The 17,366-nt window shown below is 68.4% G+C and carries 17 protein-coding genes; 12 read left to right on the top strand and 5 right to left on the bottom strand.

The genetic code is table 11. From position 1 onward, the window contains the following. Positions 1-11: 11 nt before the first annotated feature. Positions 12-1,163: a hypothetical protein gene (locus tag ACR2JI_RS01805; RefSeq protein WP_526387398.1), complete on the bottom strand. Its 1,152-nt coding sequence runs from the start codon at positions 1,161-1,163 to the stop codon at positions 12-14. A 127-nt stretch (positions 1,164-1,290) separates the two neighbouring features. Here ACR2JI_RS01805 and ACR2JI_RS01800 point away from each other — a divergent pair, with 127 nt between their 5' ends. Then, complete coding sequence (locus ACR2JI_RS01800) at positions 1,291-3,333, top strand: NAD(+) synthase (protein WP_526387396.1); 2,043 nt, start codon at positions 1,291-1,293, stop codon at positions 3,331-3,333. On the opposite strand, the gene ACR2JI_RS01795 is transcribed toward ACR2JI_RS01800, so the two are convergent. Beyond that, the gene (locus tag ACR2JI_RS01795) at positions 3,330-4,280 is read right to left on the bottom strand and encodes an alpha/beta hydrolase (protein ID WP_526387447.1); all 951 of its coding nucleotides are present in this window, start codon (positions 4,278-4,280) and stop codon (positions 3,330-3,332) included. The genes ACR2JI_RS01800 and ACR2JI_RS01795 overlap by 4 nt on opposite strands. Positions 4,281-4,452: 172 nt before the next feature. Here ACR2JI_RS01795 and ACR2JI_RS01790 point away from each other — a divergent pair, with 172 nt between their 5' ends. From ACR2JI_RS01790 to ACR2JI_RS01755, 8 genes are read left to right on the top strand one after another with little or no spacing between them, the layout of a single operon-like run. Next, positions 4,453-5,700, top strand: a complete 1,248-nt coding sequence (locus ACR2JI_RS01790) for a glutamate-5-semialdehyde dehydrogenase (protein ID WP_526387394.1) — start codon at positions 4,453-4,455, stop codon at positions 5,698-5,700. A 14-nt stretch (positions 5,701-5,714) separates the two neighbouring features. After that, positions 5,715-6,602, top strand: a complete 888-nt coding sequence (locus ACR2JI_RS01785) for an AAA family ATPase (RefSeq protein WP_526387392.1) — start codon at positions 5,715-5,717, stop codon at positions 6,600-6,602. Between the two features lie 8 nt (positions 6,603-6,610). After that, complete coding sequence (locus ACR2JI_RS01780; RefSeq protein ID WP_526387390.1) at positions 6,611-8,059, top strand: vWA domain-containing protein; 1,449 nt, start codon at positions 6,611-6,613, stop codon at positions 8,057-8,059. An 18-nt stretch (positions 8,060-8,077) separates the two neighbouring features. After that, a complete protein-coding gene (nadD, locus tag ACR2JI_RS01775; RefSeq protein ID WP_526387388.1) occupies positions 8,078-8,707 on the top strand; it encodes a nicotinate-nucleotide adenylyltransferase in 630 nt (209 codons plus the stop codon). Beyond that, complete coding sequence (gene rsfS, locus ACR2JI_RS01770; protein ID WP_526387385.1) at positions 8,708-9,085, top strand: ribosome silencing factor; 378 nt, start codon at positions 8,708-8,710, stop codon at positions 9,083-9,085. Further along, positions 9,082-9,744, top strand: a complete 663-nt coding sequence (gene gpgP / locus ACR2JI_RS01765) for a glucosyl-3-phosphoglycerate phosphatase (protein ID WP_526387383.1) — start codon at positions 9,082-9,084, stop codon at positions 9,742-9,744. Before rsfS ends, gpgP begins: the two co-directional genes overlap by 4 nt. Further along, entirely contained in the window at positions 9,734-10,477 is a 744-nt protein-coding gene (octT, locus tag ACR2JI_RS01760) for a diglucosylglycerate octanoyltransferase (protein ID WP_526387381.1), read from the top strand. The genes gpgP and octT overlap by 11 nt, the downstream gene beginning before the upstream one ends. 3 nt (positions 10,478-10,480) lie before the next feature. Then, on the top strand, positions 10,481-11,317 hold the full coding sequence (locus ACR2JI_RS01755; RefSeq protein ID WP_526387379.1) for a DegV family protein: 837 nt from the start codon (positions 10,481-10,483) through the stop codon (positions 11,315-11,317). Here ACR2JI_RS01755 and ACR2JI_RS01750 read toward each other — a convergent pair. Next, positions 11,298-12,551, bottom strand: a complete 1,254-nt coding sequence (locus ACR2JI_RS01750; protein WP_526387377.1) for a lipase family protein — start codon at positions 12,549-12,551, stop codon at positions 11,298-11,300. The genes ACR2JI_RS01755 and ACR2JI_RS01750 overlap by 20 nt on opposite strands. A gap of 10 nt (positions 12,552-12,561) precedes the next feature. Continuing rightward, positions 12,562-13,623, bottom strand: a complete 1,062-nt coding sequence (locus ACR2JI_RS01745; RefSeq protein WP_526387375.1) for an NAD(P)H-dependent amine dehydrogenase family protein — start codon at positions 13,621-13,623, stop codon at positions 12,562-12,564. A 114-nt stretch (positions 13,624-13,737) separates the two neighbouring features. Between ACR2JI_RS01745 and ACR2JI_RS01740 the strand changes: the two genes are divergently transcribed. From ACR2JI_RS01740 to holA, 3 genes are read left to right on the top strand one after another with little or no spacing between them, the layout of a single operon-like run. Next, complete coding sequence (locus ACR2JI_RS01740) at positions 13,738-14,541, top strand: ComEA family DNA-binding protein (protein WP_526387373.1); 804 nt, start codon at positions 13,738-13,740, stop codon at positions 14,539-14,541. Positions 14,542-14,566: 25 nt separating this feature from the next. Continuing rightward, entirely contained in the window at positions 14,567-16,063 is a 1,497-nt protein-coding gene (locus ACR2JI_RS01735; protein ID WP_526387445.1) for a ComEC/Rec2 family competence protein, read from the top strand. Between the two features lie 12 nt (positions 16,064-16,075). Then, positions 16,076-17,038, top strand: a complete 963-nt coding sequence (gene holA / locus ACR2JI_RS01730; protein WP_526387371.1) for a DNA polymerase III subunit delta — start codon at positions 16,076-16,078, stop codon at positions 17,036-17,038. Between the two features lie 252 nt (positions 17,039-17,290). On the opposite strand, the gene ACR2JI_RS01725 is transcribed toward holA, so the two are convergent. After that, the coding region (locus ACR2JI_RS01725) for a 30S ribosomal protein S20 (protein WP_526387443.1) at positions 17,291-17,366 on the bottom strand (76 nt) is incomplete at its 5' end.

The raw sequence follows: 17,366 nt of genomic DNA, 5'->3' as shown, positions 1-17,366 counted from the left end.
TGAGAGCGCGCTCAGGCGGCCCGGTCCACCGCTCTGGATCCGGCCGACCCGCGGGTGGCCGCCTTGCGGGCCCGAACCGCGATGAAACCGCCGGAGCGGACCACACCCAGCGGGCCGCGGGCGGCGAATCTCAGGGCGCCGGTGGTCTCCATGAGAAAACCGAACTTGGCTTGCCGGTGCCCCAGTCCGATGCCGGTGCTGAATACGAAAATCAGCCCGGCGATCCCGGGCAGGGCCGCCAGTGCGAGGTCCTTCAGCGTCACTTCGCGCAGCGCTGTGGTCACGCTGGTGATGAACTCATCGCCGACCTTGGTCAGCCAGCCGCGCGCAGAGTTCGGCGTCGCTCCGCCAGTCGACTTTCCCGCGCCTGCCCCGTCTGACACCAATCGGGATGAGATCGCGGCGGCATCGCCCGCTGATCTACCGCCCGCGCCGATTCCGGGGGCCGATGCCGCAGGTGTGCGGCCGGGCTGCGACGCGGCTGACGGGTGGGCGCCGGGGGCCGGCGGGGCAGTGGTGAAGGTGTCGTTGTTCGTGACCTTCGTCGGGGTGGGGCCGTTGGCCGGGGCAGTGGGGGCCGCGGTGGCTGTGGCCGTGGCTGTCGCTGTTGCGGTTGCGGTTGCGGTGGCGGGAGTGGTCGGCTGTTCGACGGTCGAGGTGGCTGGGGTCTGCGTCGACGTGGGTGATGAACTCGAGTCGTCGACCGACGATCCGCTATTGCCGCCGTTGCCGTTCCCGGGGCTTTCAGTGTTGCCGCTGTTCCCGCTGGTCCCGCTGTTCCCGCTGTTGTTGACACTGCCGTTGCCCTCGCCGGAGCCGCTGCCGGAGCCGGAGCCCTCGCCGGCGCCGTTGCCGTTGCCCTCGGATGTGTCTGTCGCGTCGGTGCCTGCTGACGAGTGGGTGCCGGACTGGGTCTTGGACGCCGAGTGATCCTTGCCGGTGCCGGAGCCGTTGCCGGAACCCGAGGAGTTACCCGATCTACCGGATTTGCCGGCTGGCGTCTTGCCGCCGGAGTTTCCGGAACCCCCGCCACGGGCCTGTTCGTTGCTGGTCTTGCCGTCCTGGGAGTCGGTATCGGCGACCGCCGCCCCAGCGCCTGCAGACAGCACAACCCCAGCCGCAACCGCCGCGACAGCGGCAAGCCGTGCGTAAGTCCGCGCCATTTCCGGCCCTTCCCGGCTCCTGAGCAAAAACTGAGAGTTACCTTAGACCCTGGATCGCCTGAGGTAAATAACACCTGTTCGCCGGTGTGCCCGACCCCGTATGCAGGCAGGCAGTCCACAATATGGTGTGGACTTCTTCTCGGCGTACCGGCACGGCTTCGCCCGGGTCGCCGCCTGCACGCATCGGACCGTGCTGGCCGACCCGGCCGCCAATGCGGCATCGGTGCTGCGGATCGCCCGGTCCTGTCATGACGAAGGCGTGGCGGTCGCGGTGTTCCCGGAGCTGACGCTGTCCGGATATTCCATCGAGGACATCCTGCTGCAGGACAGCCTGCTCGATGCGGTGGAATCGGCCCTGGCCGAACTCGTCGTCGAATCCGCGGACCTGCTGCCCGTCCTCGTGGTCGGGGCGCCGCTGCGTCATCTGCACCGGATCTACAACACCGCGGTGGTGATCCACCGTGGTGCGATTCTCGGTGTGGCGGTCAAGTCCTACCTGCCCACCTACCGGGAGTTCTACGAGCGGCGCCAGTCCGCCCCCGGCGACGATATGCGGGGCACCATCCGTGTGCTCGGTGCGGATGTCCCGTTCGGGCCCGATCTGTTGTTCGACGCCACCGACGTTCCCGGTCTGGTGCTGCACGTCGAGATCTGTGAGGACATGTTCGTCCCCGTGCCGCCGAGTGCGCTGGCCGCTCTGGCCGGCGCCACCGTGCTGGCGAACCTGTCCGGCAGCCCGATCACCATCGGACGTGCCGACGACCGCAAGCTGCTGGCCCGGTCGGCATCGGCGCGCTGTCTGGCCGCCTATGTCTACTCCGCTGCAGGGGAGGGCGAATCCAGCACGGACCTCGCCTGGGACGGGCAGACGATGATCTACGAGAACGGCCGGTTGCTGGCTGAGTCCCAGCGCTTCCCGAGCGGAGAGCGCCGCTCGGTGGCCGATGTGGACCTCGACCTGTTGCGTGCCGAACGGTTGCGGATGGGAACCTTCGACGATAACCGGCGCCACCATCGGGGGGACCTGGAGTCCTTCCGCCGCATCGGTTTTCACCTCGATCCGCCGGGTGGCGATATCGGCCTGCATCGCGAGGTTGAGCGGTTCCCGTTCGTGCCCAGTGATCGTGTTCGGCTCGAGCAGGACTCCTACGAGGGCTACAACATCCAGGTCTCGGGCCTTGAGCAGAGGCTGCGGGCGCTGAAATACCCCAGGGTGGTCATCGGGGTATCCGGCGGACTGGACTCCACCCATGCGCTGATCGTCGCCGCCAAGGCGATGGACCGGGAAGGCCGGCCCCGCAGCGACATCCTGGCCTTCACCCTGCCCGGATTCGCCACCGGGGAGCGCACCAAGAACAACGCCATCAGGTTGTCCCGAGCACTCGGGGTCACCTTCGAAGAACTCGACATCCGCGACACCGCGCAGTTGATGCTCACCGAGATCGGTCATCCGTTCGGCCGCGGTGAGGCCGTCTACGACGTCACGTTCGAGAACGTGCAGGCCGGATTGCGCACCGACTATCTGTTCCGGATCGCCAACCAGCGCGGCGGCATCGTCCTGGGCACCGGGGATCTTTCCGAACTCGCACTGGGCTGGTCCACCTACGGCGTCGGCGATCAGATGAGCCACTACAACGTCAACGGCGGGGTACCGAAGACTCTGATCCAGCACCTGATCCGGTGGGTGATCAGTTCCCGGCAGTTCGACGACGAGGTGGGCCTCATCCTGCAGTCGGTCCTCGACACCGAGATAAGCCCTGAGTTGGTCCCGACCGAAGCCGGCGACGAGGTCCAGAGCAGCGAGGCCACGGTCGGGCCGTACGCGCTCCAGGACTTCAACTTGTTCTGGGTGCTGCGTTACGGCTTCCGTCCGTCCAAGATCGCGTTCCTGGCCTGGCACGCCTGGAACGACCCGGCGTCGGGCAACTGGCCCCCGGGATTTCCGCCTGGTAAACGGCCGGCGTACTCACTCGCCGAGATCCGGCACTGGCTGGGTGTCTTCGCTCAACGTTTCTACTCGTTCAGCCAATTCAAGCGGTCCGCACTTCCCAACGGCCCGAAGGTGTCGGGCGGCGGATCGCTCTCGCCGCGGGGTGACTGGCGGGCGCCGTCGGACATGGCTGCCACGGTGTGGCTCGACGAGATCGAACGCGAGATCCCGAGCGGCTAGCTCGCGGGCGTGGCGCCCAGAACCCGCTGAATGTCACCCTTCATCGCCTGCAACTGGGCTCCCCAGTAGCCCCAGCTGTGGGTGCCCGCCGGTGGGAAGTTGAACACGGCGTTCTTGCCGCCGGCGGCCAGATACTTCCTCTGGAACTCCTTGGTGGTGTCCAGCGTGACGTTCTCCAGGTAACCCGCGGTGAAGTTGCCGATGATGGAGGGATCGGGGTCCAGATCCGACGGGGCGCCGGTGCCGCAGTAGATCCAGACCGCCGTGTTGTTGGCCACCAGTCGTGGAATGTTGACCATCGGATCGTTACGCGCCCACGCGACATCGCCCTTGGGGCCCCACATATCGGTCGCGCTGTAGCCGCCGGCATCACGCATCGCGACGTTGATCAAAATCGGCCACAGCCCTATCGACGGGTTGAGGAATCCTGACAGCGATGCCGCGAACAGGAATTGGGTCGGATGCCAGATCGCAAGGTTAAGCGCGACACCGCCTGACATCGACAGTCCCACAACGGCATTGCCGGTCGGCGTGATGCCCTTGTTCGCCATCAGCCAGGCGGGCATCTCGCTCGTCAGGAAGGTCTCCCACTTATACGTCGTGCAGCCGGCCTTGCCGCACGCCGGCCGATACCAGTCGGAGTAGAAGCTCGACTGACCGCCGACCGGCATCACCATCGACAGACCGGACCCGAAGTACCACTCGAAGGCGGCGGTGTTGATATCCCAGCCGTTGGTCTCGTCTTCGGCGCGCAGGCCGTCGAGGAGATAGATCGCGTGGGTCCCGCCGGGCTGGAACTCGACGCGGATGTTGCGGTTCATCGCCGGTGACGGGATGCTCAGGATCTCGATCGGCAGTCCCGGCCGCGAGAACGCAGCAGCGGGCGGGGTCGCGGCAAGTGCCGGCAACAGCAACGCCGCGGCGGCCGCCCGGGCGAGTTTGCGCATCACCTGGCCGAAACTAGCCACGTCGGGCCGTTGCGCACGTCGGCCACGCTGGCCGTGACCGCTTCGTTAGCTGTTAGCAACACCGGTCGCCGCGCCGGGCCGCCCGGGGCCGGTGGCCGGTTTTGCGTCAGCCCCCACCCGCCGGTTGGTGGGGAACCGATACGCTGGGCCGATGAGTGTCAACGTCGCTCCGGACACCGATGTGCGGGAGACGGTTCACGCCGCCGCGCGGCGGGCCCGGACGGCCGCGCGCGCTCTGGGTTCGCTGACCACCGCGGTCAAAGATCGCGCATTGCACGCCGCCGCCGACGCGGTTCTGGCCCATGCCCATCAGATCCTCGCCGCCAACGCCGCCGACCTCGACACCGCGCGTGCCGCCGGGACCCCCGAGGCCATGCTGGATCGGCTGGCGCTCAACCCGCAGCGCATCGACGGCATCGCAGCGGGCCTGCGTCAGGTGGCCGGGCTTCCCGACCCGATCGGTGAGGTGCTGCGCGGCCGCACGATGCCCAACGGCCTGCAGGTGCGCCAGCAGCGTGTACCGCTCGGTGTGGTCGGCATGGTCTATGAGGGCCGGCCCAATGTCACCGTCGACGCGTTCGGACTCACGCTGAAATCCGGTAACGCCGTACTGCTGCGGGGGAGTTCGTCAGCGGCACACTCCAACGCCGAACTGGTCACCGTGCTGCGCGGCGCACTGTGCGGAGAGGGCCTGCCCGAGGACGCGGTACAACTGCTGCCCAGCGCCGACCGGTCCAGTGTCACCCATCTGATCCAGGCCCGCGGACTGGTCGACGTGGTCATTCCGCGCGGCGGCGCCGGCCTGATCGAGGCGGTGGTGCGCGATGCGATGGTGCCCACCATCGAAACCGGGGTGGGCAACTGCCACGTCTACGTCCACGCCGCCGCCGATCTCGATGTTGCCGAGCGAATCATCGTCAATGCCAAGGCCCGTCGGCCCAGTGTGTGCAACTCCGCCGAGACACTGCTCGTGGATAAGGCCGTCGCCGCAACCGCGCTGCCGCGGCTGGTGGACGCGCTGGAACGGGCCGGGGTCACCATCCACGACAATCCGACCGAGGACGAGTTGCGCGCGGAGTTCCTGTCGATGGACATCGCGGTCGCGGTTGTCGACGGTCTCGACGCCGCCATCGACCACATCAACACCTACGGCACCGGGCACACTGAAGCCATCGTCACCAGGGATCTCGCTGCGGCGCAACGGTTCACCGAACAGGTCGACGCCGCCGCGGTCATGGTGAACGCGTCCACCGCCTTCACCGACGGTGAGCAGTTCGGATTCGGCGCCGAGATCGGCATCTCGACCCAGAAGTTGCACGCCCGCGGCCCGATGGGCCTGCCTGAACTGACCTCGACCAAGTGGATCGTCTTCGGCGACGGCCACATCCGACCCGCCTGAAGACTGGAGAGTCCTTGACCACCACCCCGGCGCGGCCCGCCCCGTTGTTCACCGATATCGCGGACGTCACGGCCAAGCTCACCTCGACCGGGTACCTGCCCGATACCGCCACGGCCACAGCGGTGTTCCTCGCCGACAGGTTGGGCAAGCCGCTGCTGGTCGAAGGGCCGGCCGGTGTCGGCAAGACCGAGTTGGCCCGCGCCGTCGCCCAAGCCACCGGCTCGGGCCTGGTGCGTCTGCAGTGCTACGAGGGTGTTGACGAGGCCCGCGCGCTCTACGAGTGGAACCACGCCAAGCAGATTCTGCGCATCCAGTCCTCCACCGGGAAGGACCACGACTGGGAGCACACCAAAGACGACGTCTTCAGCGAGGAGTTCCTGCTGTCGCGGCCGCTGCTGACTGCGATCCGGCGCACCGAGCCCACCGTGCTGCTCATCGACGAGACCGACAAGGCCGATATCGAGATCGAAGGTCTGCTGCTGGAGGTGTTGAGCGACTTCGCGGTCACCATTCCGGAACTGGGCACCATCGCCGCCGCCCGCACCCCGTTCGTGGTGTTGACCTCCAACGCGACCCGCGAACTCTCCGAGGCCCTCAAACGGCGGTGTCTGTTCCTGCACATCGACTTTCCCGATGCCGACCTGGAGCGCCGGATTCTGCTGTCCCGGGTCCCGGAGCTTCCCGAGCGCCTGGCCGACGAACTGGTGCGGATCATCGGGGTGTTGCGCGGTATGCAACTCAAGAAGCTCCCGTCGGTGGCAGAGACCATCGACTGGGCCCGCACCGTGCTGGCACTGGGGGCCGACACGATCGACGACGCCACCATTGCCGCGACGCTTGGTGTGGTGCTCAAGCACCAGTCCGATCAGCAGCGCGCCGCCGGCGAATTACGGCTGAACTAGGTATCGCGATGGCCATCCGACGGACTCGTCCCGCTCAGCCGCTGGCCCCGCACGGCCTGCCGGGCCACCTCGTCGGTTTCGTCGAAGCGCTTCGCTCCCAGGGCATCTCAGTCGGTCCGTCGGAGACCGTCGACGCCGGCCGGGTGATGTCGGTGCTCGGGCTCGGCGACCGCGAGGAACTGCGCGAGGGTCTGGCGTGCGCGGTGCTGCGCCGGGCCGATCACCGGCAGACCTACGACGCGCTGTTCGACCTGTGGTGGCCGGCGGCACTGGGCGACCGGACGATTCTCGACGAGGATGACGGCGAGGCCCCCGAGGGCCGCCCGCAGATCGATCCCGAGGATGCCGAGGCGATGCGGCAGATGCTCCTGGATCTGCTCGCCGACAATCCCGATATCAGTGATCTCGATGACCGCCTGGTCGCGATGATCGCCCAGATCGTCGAGGCCTACGGGCGCTACACCTCCAGTCGCGGTCCGTCGTACTCGTCCTATCAGGCTCTCAAGGCGATGGGACTGGACCAGCTGGAGGGCCGGCTGCTGGCCGGACTGCTGGCCCCGCACGGCGACGACCCGTCACCCACCGCCGAGCAGATCGCGAAATCCGTTGCAGCGCAGAAAATCGCACAACTGCGCAGGCTCGTCGAGGGTGAGACCAAGCGGCGCACCGCCGAGCAGCTCGGTCGTGAGCATGTGCAGATGTACGGAATCCCACAGTTGGCCGAGAACGTCGAATTCCTGCGGGCGTCCGGCGACCAGCTGCGTCAGATGCGTCGTGTGGTGGCCCCTCTGGCGCGCACCCTCGCGACCAGGCTGGCGGCACGCCGCCGTCGCTCCCGGGCCGGATCGATCGATATGCGCAAGACGCTTCGTAAGTCGATGTCCACCGGTGGGGTGCCCATCGAGGTGGTGATGCGCAAACCGCGTCCGGCCCGACCCGAGCTGGTGGTCCTGTGCGATGTGTCCGGCTCGTTGGCCGGATTCAGCCACTTCACGCTCTTGCTCGTACATGCGCTGCGTCAGCAATTCTCGCGGGTTCGCGTCTTTGCCTTCATCGACACCACCGACGAGGTCACCCACCTGTTCGGCCCGGACGCCGACCTGGCGGTCGCGATCCAGCGCATCACCCGGGAGGCCGGGGTCTACACCCGTGACGGGCACTCCGACTACGGCAATGCCTTCGTGTCGTTCACCGAGAACTTCCACAATGTGCTGTCCCCGCGCAGCTCGCTGCTCATCCTCGGCGACGCGCGCACCAATTACCGCAACCCGTCCGCCGATCTGCTGGCCCATATGGTCAGCGCCAGCCGGCACGCGCACTGGCTCAATCCTGAGCCGAAGCATCTGTGGGGCAGCGGCGACTCGGCGGTGCCGCGATACGAAGACATCATCACCATGCACGAGTGCCGTTCGGCCAAGCAGCTTGCCGCTGTCATCGATCAGCTGCTGCCGGTCTGACCCGTAAGCTCTGACCCCATGGATCCGCGGCGCAGGCTCGGCGTGATGGGCGGGACGTTCGACCCCATCCACAACGGTCACCTCGTCGCCGCCAGCGAGGTCGCCGATCTGTTCGCCCTCGACGAGGTGGTCTTCGTGCCCACCGGCACGCCCTGGCAGAAGGATCGGCATGTCAGTGCCGCCGAGGACCGATACCTGATGACCGTCATCGCCACCGCGGCCAACCCGCGCTTCTCGGTGAGCCGCGTCGACATCGACCGGGCCGGCCCGACCTACACCAATGACACCCTTCGTGATCTGGCCGCACTGAATCCCGACAGCGAGCTGTACTTCATCACCGGTGCCGATGCGCTTGCCTCGATCCTCACCTGGCAGGACTGGGAAGAGGTGTTCGGTCTGGCGAAGTTCATCGGAGTCAGCCGGCCGGGATATGAGCTCACCGATTCCCACATCACCGAGGCCGTCGACCAATTGGCCGACGATGCGATACGTCTGGTCGAGGTGCCCGCACTTGCGATCTCGTCGACCGACTGTCGCAAGCGAGCCGCCCGGGGCCGGCCGATCTGGTACCTGGTGCCCGACGGTGTCGTCCAGTACGTCAACAAACGTGGGCTCTACCGTCAGCCCACCAACATGGAGGTGATCTGAGTGACCGCCTCAGCCGAAGCCGTCGAAATGGCGACAGTCGCAGCGCGTGCCGCATCAGCCAAGCTGGCCGAGGACATAGTCGTGATCGACGTGTCCGGACAACTTGTCATCACCGATCTGTTCGTGATCGCCTCGGCCGGCAACGAGCGCCAGGTCGGCGCGATCGTCGACGAGGTCGAGCAGAAGATGCGGCTGGCCGGGTACAAGCCCGCCCGGCGGGAGGGGACCCGCGAGGGCCGCTGGGTGCTGCTGGACTATGTCGACATCGTCGTGCACATCCAGCACACCGATGAGCGGAACTTCTATGCGCTGGATCGGTTGTGGCGGGACTGCCCGACCATAGACGTCGAGCTCGACGATGTTGAGGAACCGTCATGAGGGTGCGCCACCTGGTTCTGCTGCGTCACGGGCAGACCAAGTCCAACGCCGACAGCCGCATGCAGGGCCAGATCGACACCGAGCTCACCGACCTGGGCCGGGCGCAGGCCTTCGCAGCGGCCGAGGTGCTCGCCAAGCGTGCGCCGCTGCTCATCGTCTCCTCCGATCTGCGCCGCGCACACGACACCGCGACCGCACTCGGGGAATGCGCCGGTCTGCCGGTGGCAACCGATGACCGACTGCGTGAGACCAACCTTGGTGACTGGCAGGGGCTCACCCATCATCAGGTCGACGCAGCCGCTCCGGGAAAGCGTCAGCAGTGGCGCGAGGACGCAACCCTGGCTCCGCACGGCGGGGAGAGTCGCATAGACGTCGCCGACCGAAGCATTCCGTTGGTGACAGAGCTCTTCGACAACGAGCCGCAGTGGGGAGCCGACGACTGCGACCGCCCGGTGGTGCTGGTCGCCCACGGCGGGCTGATCGCCGCGTTGAGTGCCGCCCTGCTGGATCTCCCGGTGGACAGCTGGCCGATGTTCGGCGCAATGGGTAACGCGAGTTGGGCGCAGCTTTCCGGTCACGGCGACGGGGGTTTCACCGATCTGCGCTGGCGGCTCGACGTCTGGAACGCATCGGCTCAGGTCGCCAACGATGTCCTCTGACGGATCCGCCCGACCGACACTGCTGGTTTTCGCCGATTCGCTGTCGTACTACGGTCCGCAGGGCGGTGTTCCCGCCGACGATCCGCGAATCTGGCCGAATATCGTTGCAGCCCAGCTTGGTTGGGATTGTGAGCTGATCGGCCGCATCGGATGGACGTCACGCGATGTGTGGTGGGCAGCCACCCAGGACCCCCGCGCATGGGCCGCGCTTCCGCGAGCCGGAGCGGTGGTATTCGCGACCAGCGGCATGGACTCGCTACCCTCACCGCTGCCTACCGCAATGCGGGAACTGATCCGCTATATCCGGCCGTCGCTGCTGCGGCGCTGGGTGCGCGACGGCTACGGCTGGCTGCAGCCGCGGCTGTCCCCGGTGGCGCGTCCGGCGCTGCCGCCACGGCTGACCGTCGAGTACCTCGAGATGACGCGCGGTGCCATCGACTTCAACCGCCCCGGAATACCGATCGTGGCAGCGCTGCCGTCGGTGCACATCGCGCCCACCTACGGCTACGCACATCGCGGCCGGCCGGGCACCGTTGCCGCGATCACACGATGGGCGGCTGAGCACCATCTTCCGCTGGTTGATTTGAAAGAGGCTGTGGCCTCCCATGTTCTGGGAGGCACTGGTAACCCGGACGGAATTCACTGGAACTTCGAAGCGCATCAGGCGGTCGCCGAGTTGATGCTCAAGGCGCTGGCCGAAGCCGGTGTCGCTGCCGACGACGGCGGACGCTGAACCATGCCGGTCGTCGTGGTGACCGACTCCTCGGCCCGGCTGCCGGATGAGGCCGTCGCCCGCTGGGCAATCCCGGTGGTGCCCCTGCACGTCCTGGTCGACGGCCGCGATCTGCGTGACGGCGTCGACGAGTTCCCGGCCGATCTCTACCAGCGCACCGGGGTCAGCACCGCGGGCGCCAGTCCCGAGCAGCTGGGGGCCGCCTATCGACAGGCGCTGGCGGACAGCGGCGGCGACGGGGTGGTCGCCGTGCACATCTCCGGGGCGCTGTCGAGCACCGTGGGTGCCGCCGAGCACGTCGCCGCCGAGTTCGGCGGAGCGGTCCGGGTGGTCGACTCCAAATCGGCGGCTATGGGCACCGGGTTCGTCGCACTGGCCGCCGCGCGTGCAGCGCACAACGGCGCCGATCTCGATGACGTTGTGGCCCAAGCCTATTCGACGGCTGCCGGGCTCCGCGCCTACCTGGTGGTGCAGCGGTTGGAAAATTTGCGCCGAAGCGGCAGGATCGGAGCCGCGGCATCATGGCTGGGCACGGCACTGGCCCTCAAGCCGCTACTGCGCCTCGATGACGGCAAGCTCGTGCTCGCCCAGCGGGTGCGGACCACCTCCAAGGCGACGGCGGCCATGGTCGAGCAGGTGCTGGCCGTGGTGGGCGAGGGCCGGGCGGCATTGGCGGTGCACCACGTCGACAACCCGGACGGTGCGGCCCAGGTGGCTGCCACCCTGGCCAGTGCGCTGCCGGCCTGCGGTCCTGCGATCGTCACCGATCTGGGACCGGTGCTCGGTGTGCACCTGGGCCCGGGTGCGGTGGCTGTGGTGGTCAGCCTCGCAGCTTGTTGAGCCACGCCCTCGCATCGCCGACACAGCTCTGCGGCAGCGAGAAGTGATCGTCGTCCGGGTATCGGCGAACCTCGACGGTGCCGCCGAGTTCGGTGACCGCATCGACATAACCGGTCTGCCAGGTCACCGGGATCACCGTCCCGCCGTCGAAGGTGTCCATACACACCAGCACCGGTGCGACAGGTTTACGCTGCGCCGCCGAACTGGCGATGATCGCCTCCCGCCATGCCGGGAAGTTCGGTGGCGCCGGGTTGAGCACCCCACCCTTGAGCCGGAACATCCGGGCGATGGTGTCGTTGAGGTGATGCACCGGCTGGTTGTTCCAGGCGGCTTCAATGATCTCGACGCCCAGCGGTGAGAATGCCTCGGGCAGTAGCAGTTTCGCGGGGTTCGCCGCCTGGATTCCGGCCAACAGCATTACCAGGTGGGAGTCCGGGGCGATCTTGGCGCCGGTGAGCGCGGTGGTCATCGGCGAGGGAATGTCCAGGCCCACCTTGGTGACGCCGGGGGACATGCAGACCGTCCCGATCAGTTTCAGGTCGCGATAGTCGGCTGCGTCGAGTTCGGCGATCGCCGCCGCCGCGCCGCCGCCCTGCGACCAGCCTGCGCAACCCACCGAGGTTCCGGCATCGACGTCGAGTTTGCGTGCCGCGTGCGCGCCGTAGATACCGTCGCGGGCGTTGGTGATGTTGACCGTGTACTGGTGCATGCCGGGCGTTCCCAGGCCCTGGTAGTCGGTCGCAACCACCACCCAGCCGTCGTCGATCCAGCCCTGCAGTCCGGGCACCCCGTAGTCGATCTGCGCCGTCGCCTTCGGGTCGAAGTAGGTGATGAGTTCCCGTGCCGGGTCCGGTTGCGCCGACGGGCATGCGGCGTCACCGAGACCGGTGGTGCCGTGGCACCAGGTGAGAACCGGCCGGTTGCTGCCGCGGCCGGCCGGGGCGATCACCAGGCCGCTGGATTCGTGGGCGACGTTGTTGACGTCCCGCGAGATGTACCGGATGCGCCAGGCGCGGGCACCTTTGATTCCGGTCTCCTGCGGCTCCTGACTCAGCAGCGTTCCGGGCTCACCGTTCACCGGCGGAGGAACCATCGGCTTGGGTATCCGCGCCGCAGCGGGTTGGTTTCCCGCGGTGTCGGTCTTGTCGGCGCCCTTCGCACACGACGCGAGCAGTGGGGCGGCTAGGGCTGCTCCGCCGAGACCTGCGAGGAACGTCCGGCGTTCGATGTCCATTCGCCGCAAGCTACCTGAACCGTCCGGTCACCACCGGGAGATCCTTGAGCGTCACGATCCCCGGCGCGGCGGCCACCACGGCCGGCACGGCATTGGTCACCGGCATGGCGGTGTAGATCATCCCCAGACCCATGAACCCGGGTTCGGTCCAGCTCTTGGGCGGCAGGCAGTGCAGCACCGTGCGCATATTCGGCACTCCGAACACCTGGACGACGTGGCCGTGCTCCAGCGGCTTGGGCGGGGTGACGTGGTTACCCATGGTCCAGTTGAACCCGACGCTGACCACATTGCGCTCGCCCACCCAACCGCGGTGGTACCCCATGACGCCGCCGACGGTGCCTTCCGGGATCGTCATGAACCCCAGATCGGTGTCACCGGTGGCCGGGGTGAACGTCACGTCGAACGTCATCCGGTCCAGGTCCGCGCCGATCGCGTCGGCCATCATCGCCGCCGACTCGGCGAACACCTCGCTCTCCACCCGCACACTCTCGGCCAGGCCGGGGGTGTCGGGATCGCAGGAGAACCCCATCGCCGTCTGGGTCCCGGCCGACTCGTAGGTCGAGCAATCCACCGACTCGGTGATCCGGATCTCGTCGACCCGCTCGCAGGCCCCGGACAGGACCATGCCGACCATATTGGTCATCCCCGGATGAGCCCCGCTGCCGAAGATCGTGGAATCGCCTCGCACACAGGCGTTTCGGATCCGTTCGAGGTCCGCCGGTGACTGTTTGCCGCCGGTGATCCAGGCCGCCGACGTGCACACGTTGACGCCGGCTTCCAGGAGCCGTTCCAATTCGTCGATACTGGGCCACAGCGGGTTGTAGCAGCATGCGTCCGGTTTGGTGGCCAGCAGCGCATCGATGTCATTGGTGGCGGTGATACCGGTGGGCGTCCCCGGTCCCAGCGGCCACCCGGACAGCTCGGCGGCATCGACGCCGAGTTTGTCGGCGCCGTGGGCGTACACCCCGACCAGCTCCATATCGGGGCGGCCGATGATGGCGTGCAGTGAACGGCGGCCGATATTGCCGGTGGTCCATTGGATGACCCGGAGGGGCCGTTCCGTAGCGGTCATGGCATCACCATACGAACGCATCCGTGCGCACACTCCCGGTTTCGTCCACAGGCCCCGCCGCCGGCCGGGTGCGTGCGTCGGATCCGGTCGCTGGACCTCCCTACCGTCACCGGCATGCGAACCGATCAGCCACTGGCCGACCTGCACCGCCGGTTGGGTGTCGAGCCGGTGGTAGACCCCGACGACGACGATGACCCGGAATCCGGTGACGGCGGGCCGGTGCCCGATTGGGTGCCGAGCGGCCACGCCCAGCGAGGGCGGGACTGGCTGGCCGCGGTGCGCGCAGACCCCGGCCGGGCCGGCGGTATCGCGCTGGCCGCGATCGCCGTCCTCGCCATCCTGATCACCGTGTTCACCCTCGTCCGATCACATCCGGCGCCGGTGGTCTCGGCCAAACTGCCGCCGGTGGAATCGGTGTCGCCCGGACCGGTGCCGGGGCCTGCCGGCGATCAGCCGGTGGTGGTCAGCGTCGTCGGCCTGGTCCACCAGCCCGGTCTGGTGACGCTTGCCCCACATGCCCGGATCGCCGATGCGGTGTCCGCGGCCGGGGGACTGCTTGCCGGTGCGGACACCCTCGGCCTCAACCTCGCCCGGCACGTCGACGACGGCGAGCAGATCGTCGTGGGCATCACCGCCCCGGCCGGGCAACCGGGTGCCCTCGGAAGCTCATCGCGTCGAGTGCCCACCGGATCGGCTCCGGCCAGCAGCGGTGCGCCCAGGCCGGCCGGCCCGGTCGATCTGAATGCGGCCACCGTGGAGCAGTTCGACGCCCTTCCCGGAGTCGGCCCGGTGATGGCCGCGGCGATCGTGGCCTGGCGGCAGACCAACGGGAACTTCACCAGCATCGACCAACTCGGTGAGGTCGACGGCATCGGCCCGGCCCGGCTGGAGAGGTTGCGGCCGTTGGTGCGGGTGTGAAGGTGTGTGGTCTGACCCGGTGGATCTGAGGCTGGTCCCCGCCGCGCTGACGGCCTGGGTGGCCACCGCGGCCGGTATCGCCTGGGGGTTGGGGCCCACGATCGCTGCGCTCTGTGCTGCGGTGGGCGTCGCCTGGGCGGTGGTCGCCCGTCTGCTCGGTGATCGCCACCCGGTGCTGCGGGCCGCGCGAATCGGTGTGCTCGGTGTGGCGCTGATCGGCTGCGCGTTCGGGTTGGCGGCCGGGTTGCGCAGCGATGCGGTCGGCCACCACCGGGTCACCCAGCGTTTCGGCTCGACCGCCTGGGTGACGGTCGTCCCGGCGGAGGGACCGCGCATGGCGGGAAGCGGCCGGTTGATACTCCGCGGTGAGCTTGCCCGCGTCGACGACGATGAAATGACGGGCGCGGTGACCATTTTCGCGTCCGGGACGGATTTCGGCCGGTTGATTCCCGGACAGCCGGCCCGATTCCGGGCGCGGGTTTCCCGTCCGTCGCGCCATGACCTCACAGTCGCGGTGCTCACCGCGACGGGACGGCCCAGCGTCGGCTCAGCACCGCTCGTCCAGCGAACGGCGCAGTCGCTGCGCGATGGCTTCGCCGCAGCCGGCGCAGCGGTGCTGCCGGCCGACCAGGCCGCCATGCTGCCCGGATTGGTGCTCGGGGACACCGCTGCCGTTCCCGTGACCACCATCGCGGAGTTCCGCATGGCCGGGCTGACCCATCTGATGGCCGTTTCGGGGGCCAATGTCTCAATCGTCTGCGGAGCGCTGCTGCTCTCGGCCCGGCTCATCGGGCCGCGCCCGGCGGTCGTGCTGGCCGCGTTGGGATTGGCGGCGTTCGTCATCGTGGTGCAGCCCGGCGCCAGCGTGCTGCGAGCGGCGGTGATGGCCTCGATCGGCCTGCTGGCTGTGCTGTCGTCGCGGCGACGGCAGGCCGTCCCCGCGCTGGCGGCAACCGTGATCGCCCTGATGATGGTCAGCCCCCAGCTGGCCGTCGACGCCGGTTTCGCGCTGTCGGTGTCGGCCACTGCGGCGCTGGTTGTGCTTGCCCCGGTCTGGTCGCAACGGCTCGTTGCGCGGGGCTGGCCCAAGCCGGCGGCCGACGCGCTGTGTATCGCACTGGCGGCGCAGTGCGCCACCGCTCCGCTGATCGCCGCGATCTCGGGCCGTCTCAGTCTGGTCTCGATCATCGCCAATCTGATTGTGGCACCGGTGATCCCACCGATCACCCTGCTCGGTACCGCCGCGGCGACACTGGCGCCACTGTGGCCGGGCGGGGCGGGTCTGCTCATCCGGTTCACCGGGCCCCTGCTGTGGTGGCTGCTGCGCGCGGCTCATCTGGCGGCGGCCGTTCCCGGCGCGGTGATCAGCGTGCCGGACGGTTTCGCCGGGCTGGGCATCGTGGGCTGCTGCTCGGTGGCGGCTGTCCTGCTCTGGCCTCGACGGTGGTTCCGGCAGGTATCGGCGGCGGCTGCACTGGTGACGCTGGCGTGGTCGGTGTCAGCGATCGTCGGGGGGCCGTGACACCATCGTCGGGTGACTGCCAATCCGGGTCTGCATCTGGTGCTCGGCGACGAGGACCTGCTCATCGACCGCGCGATCGGTGAGATCCTGCACGCCGCCCGCGCATCGGCGGGCACCCCCGATGTTCCGGTCAACCGGCTGCGGGCCGGGGAGGTCTCCACCAACGAACTGGCCGAGCTGCTCAGCCCGTCACTGTTCGCCGATGAACGGGTGGTGATCCTGGACGCCGCCGATGAAGCCGGCAAGGATGCTGCCGCGCTGGTCGCCTCGGCGGCCGCGGACCTGCCGCCGGGCACCGTCCTGGTGGTGGTGCACAGCGGCGGCGGCCGGGCCAAGGCGCTGGCCGGTCAGCTGCGCGATCTCGGCGCCCAGACGCATCCCTGCGCCAAGATCAAGAAATTCGCCGACCAGACCGCCTTCGTACGTGCCGAGTTCCGCGCGCTGAAGGTCAAGGTCGACGACGACACCGTCGCCGTCGTGCTCGACGCGGTCGGCTCCGACATCCGGGAGCTCGCCGCGGCCTGCTCGCAGTTGGTCGCCGACACCGATGGGCAGGTCGATGCCGTCGCGGTGCGCCGCTATCACAGTGGCAAGGCCGAGGTCACCGGCTTCGACATCGCTGACAAGGCAGTCGCCGGTGACGTCGCCGGATCTGCTGAGGCGCTGCGCTGGGCGATGTTGCGCGGGGTTCCCCATGTCCTGGTCGCCGACGCGCTGGGCGAGGCGGTGCACAGCATCGCCCGGATCGGTCCTTTGTCGGGGGATCCGAACCGGCTGGCGTCGGAGCTGGGGATGCCGCCGTGGCGGGTGCAGAAGGCGCAGAAGCAATCCCGGCGATGGTCACGGGACAGGGTGGCGACTGCCATCCGGCTGGTGGCCGCGCTCAACGCCGATGTCAAGGGCGCAGCGGCGGACGCCGACTATGCGCTGGAGGAAGCGGTGCGCAAGGTCGCGCAGCTGGCGGCCGGCCGGTAGGCCGGACCTGCCCGCCCTGTCCGCCCGTCCCGCCCAGCCCGCCCAGCGTGCCCAGCCCGCCCAGAGCCCGCCCGGCGTGAAGTTATCTTCACGCTCGACGCCGACGGTGAAGATAACTTCACGATCGGCGGGTGCGGGGGGCGTGCGGGTGCGGGGGGCGTGCGAGTGCGGGGGGCGTGCGAGTGCGGCGGGTGCGGGTGCGCAGGTGCCGCGGGTGCGGGGTGCGCAGGTGCCGCGGGTACTGCTGGAAGATCAGAGCTTGCTGAAGGCCTGGGCCAGCGCGGACTTCTTGTTGGCGGCCTGGTTCTTGTGGATGACACCCTTGGTG

It is taken from the genome of Mycobacterium sp. (assembly GCF_051006775.1).
Taxonomy (GTDB): Bacteria; Actinomycetota; Actinomycetes; order Mycobacteriales; family Mycobacteriaceae; genus Mycobacterium.
Note: the sequence above shows the minus strand (reverse complement) of the source record. Positions and strands in the feature narration are given on the sequence as shown.

Excerpts from the sequence above, each read along its gene's own strand:
- ACR2JI_RS01745 (WP_526387375.1), bottom strand. The coding sequence starts at position 13,623 with ATGACCGCTACGGAACGGCCCCTCCGGGTCATCCAATGGACCACCGGC.
- ACR2JI_RS01805 (WP_526387398.1), bottom strand. The coding sequence starts at position 1,163 with ATGGCGCGGACTTACGCACGGCTTGCCGCTGTCGCGGCGGTTGCGGCT.
- ACR2JI_RS01750 (WP_526387377.1), bottom strand. The coding sequence starts at position 12,551 with ATGGACATCGAACGCCGGACGTTCCTCGCAGGTCTCGGCGGAGCAGCC.
- octT (WP_526387381.1), top strand. The coding sequence starts at position 9,734 with ATGTCCTCTGACGGATCCGCCCGACCGACACTGCTGGTTTTCGCCGAT.
- ACR2JI_RS01790 (WP_526387394.1), top strand. The coding sequence starts at position 4,453 with ATGAGTGTCAACGTCGCTCCGGACACCGATGTGCGGGAGACGGTTCAC.
- ACR2JI_RS01780 (WP_526387390.1), top strand. The coding sequence starts at position 6,611 with ATGGCCATCCGACGGACTCGTCCCGCTCAGCCGCTGGCCCCGCACGGC.
- ACR2JI_RS01740 (WP_526387373.1), top strand. The coding sequence starts at position 13,738 with ATGCGAACCGATCAGCCACTGGCCGACCTGCACCGCCGGTTGGGTGTC.
- ACR2JI_RS01795 (WP_526387447.1), bottom strand. The coding sequence starts at position 4,280 with ATGCGCAAACTCGCCCGGGCGGCCGCCGCGGCGTTGCTGTTGCCGGCA.
- gpgP (WP_526387383.1), top strand. The coding sequence starts at position 9,082 with ATGAGGGTGCGCCACCTGGTTCTGCTGCGTCACGGGCAGACCAAGTCC.
- ACR2JI_RS01755 (WP_526387379.1), top strand. The coding sequence starts at position 10,481 with ATGCCGGTCGTCGTGGTGACCGACTCCTCGGCCCGGCTGCCGGATGAG.
- nadD (WP_526387388.1), top strand. The coding sequence starts at position 8,078 with ATGGATCCGCGGCGCAGGCTCGGCGTGATGGGCGGGACGTTCGACCCC.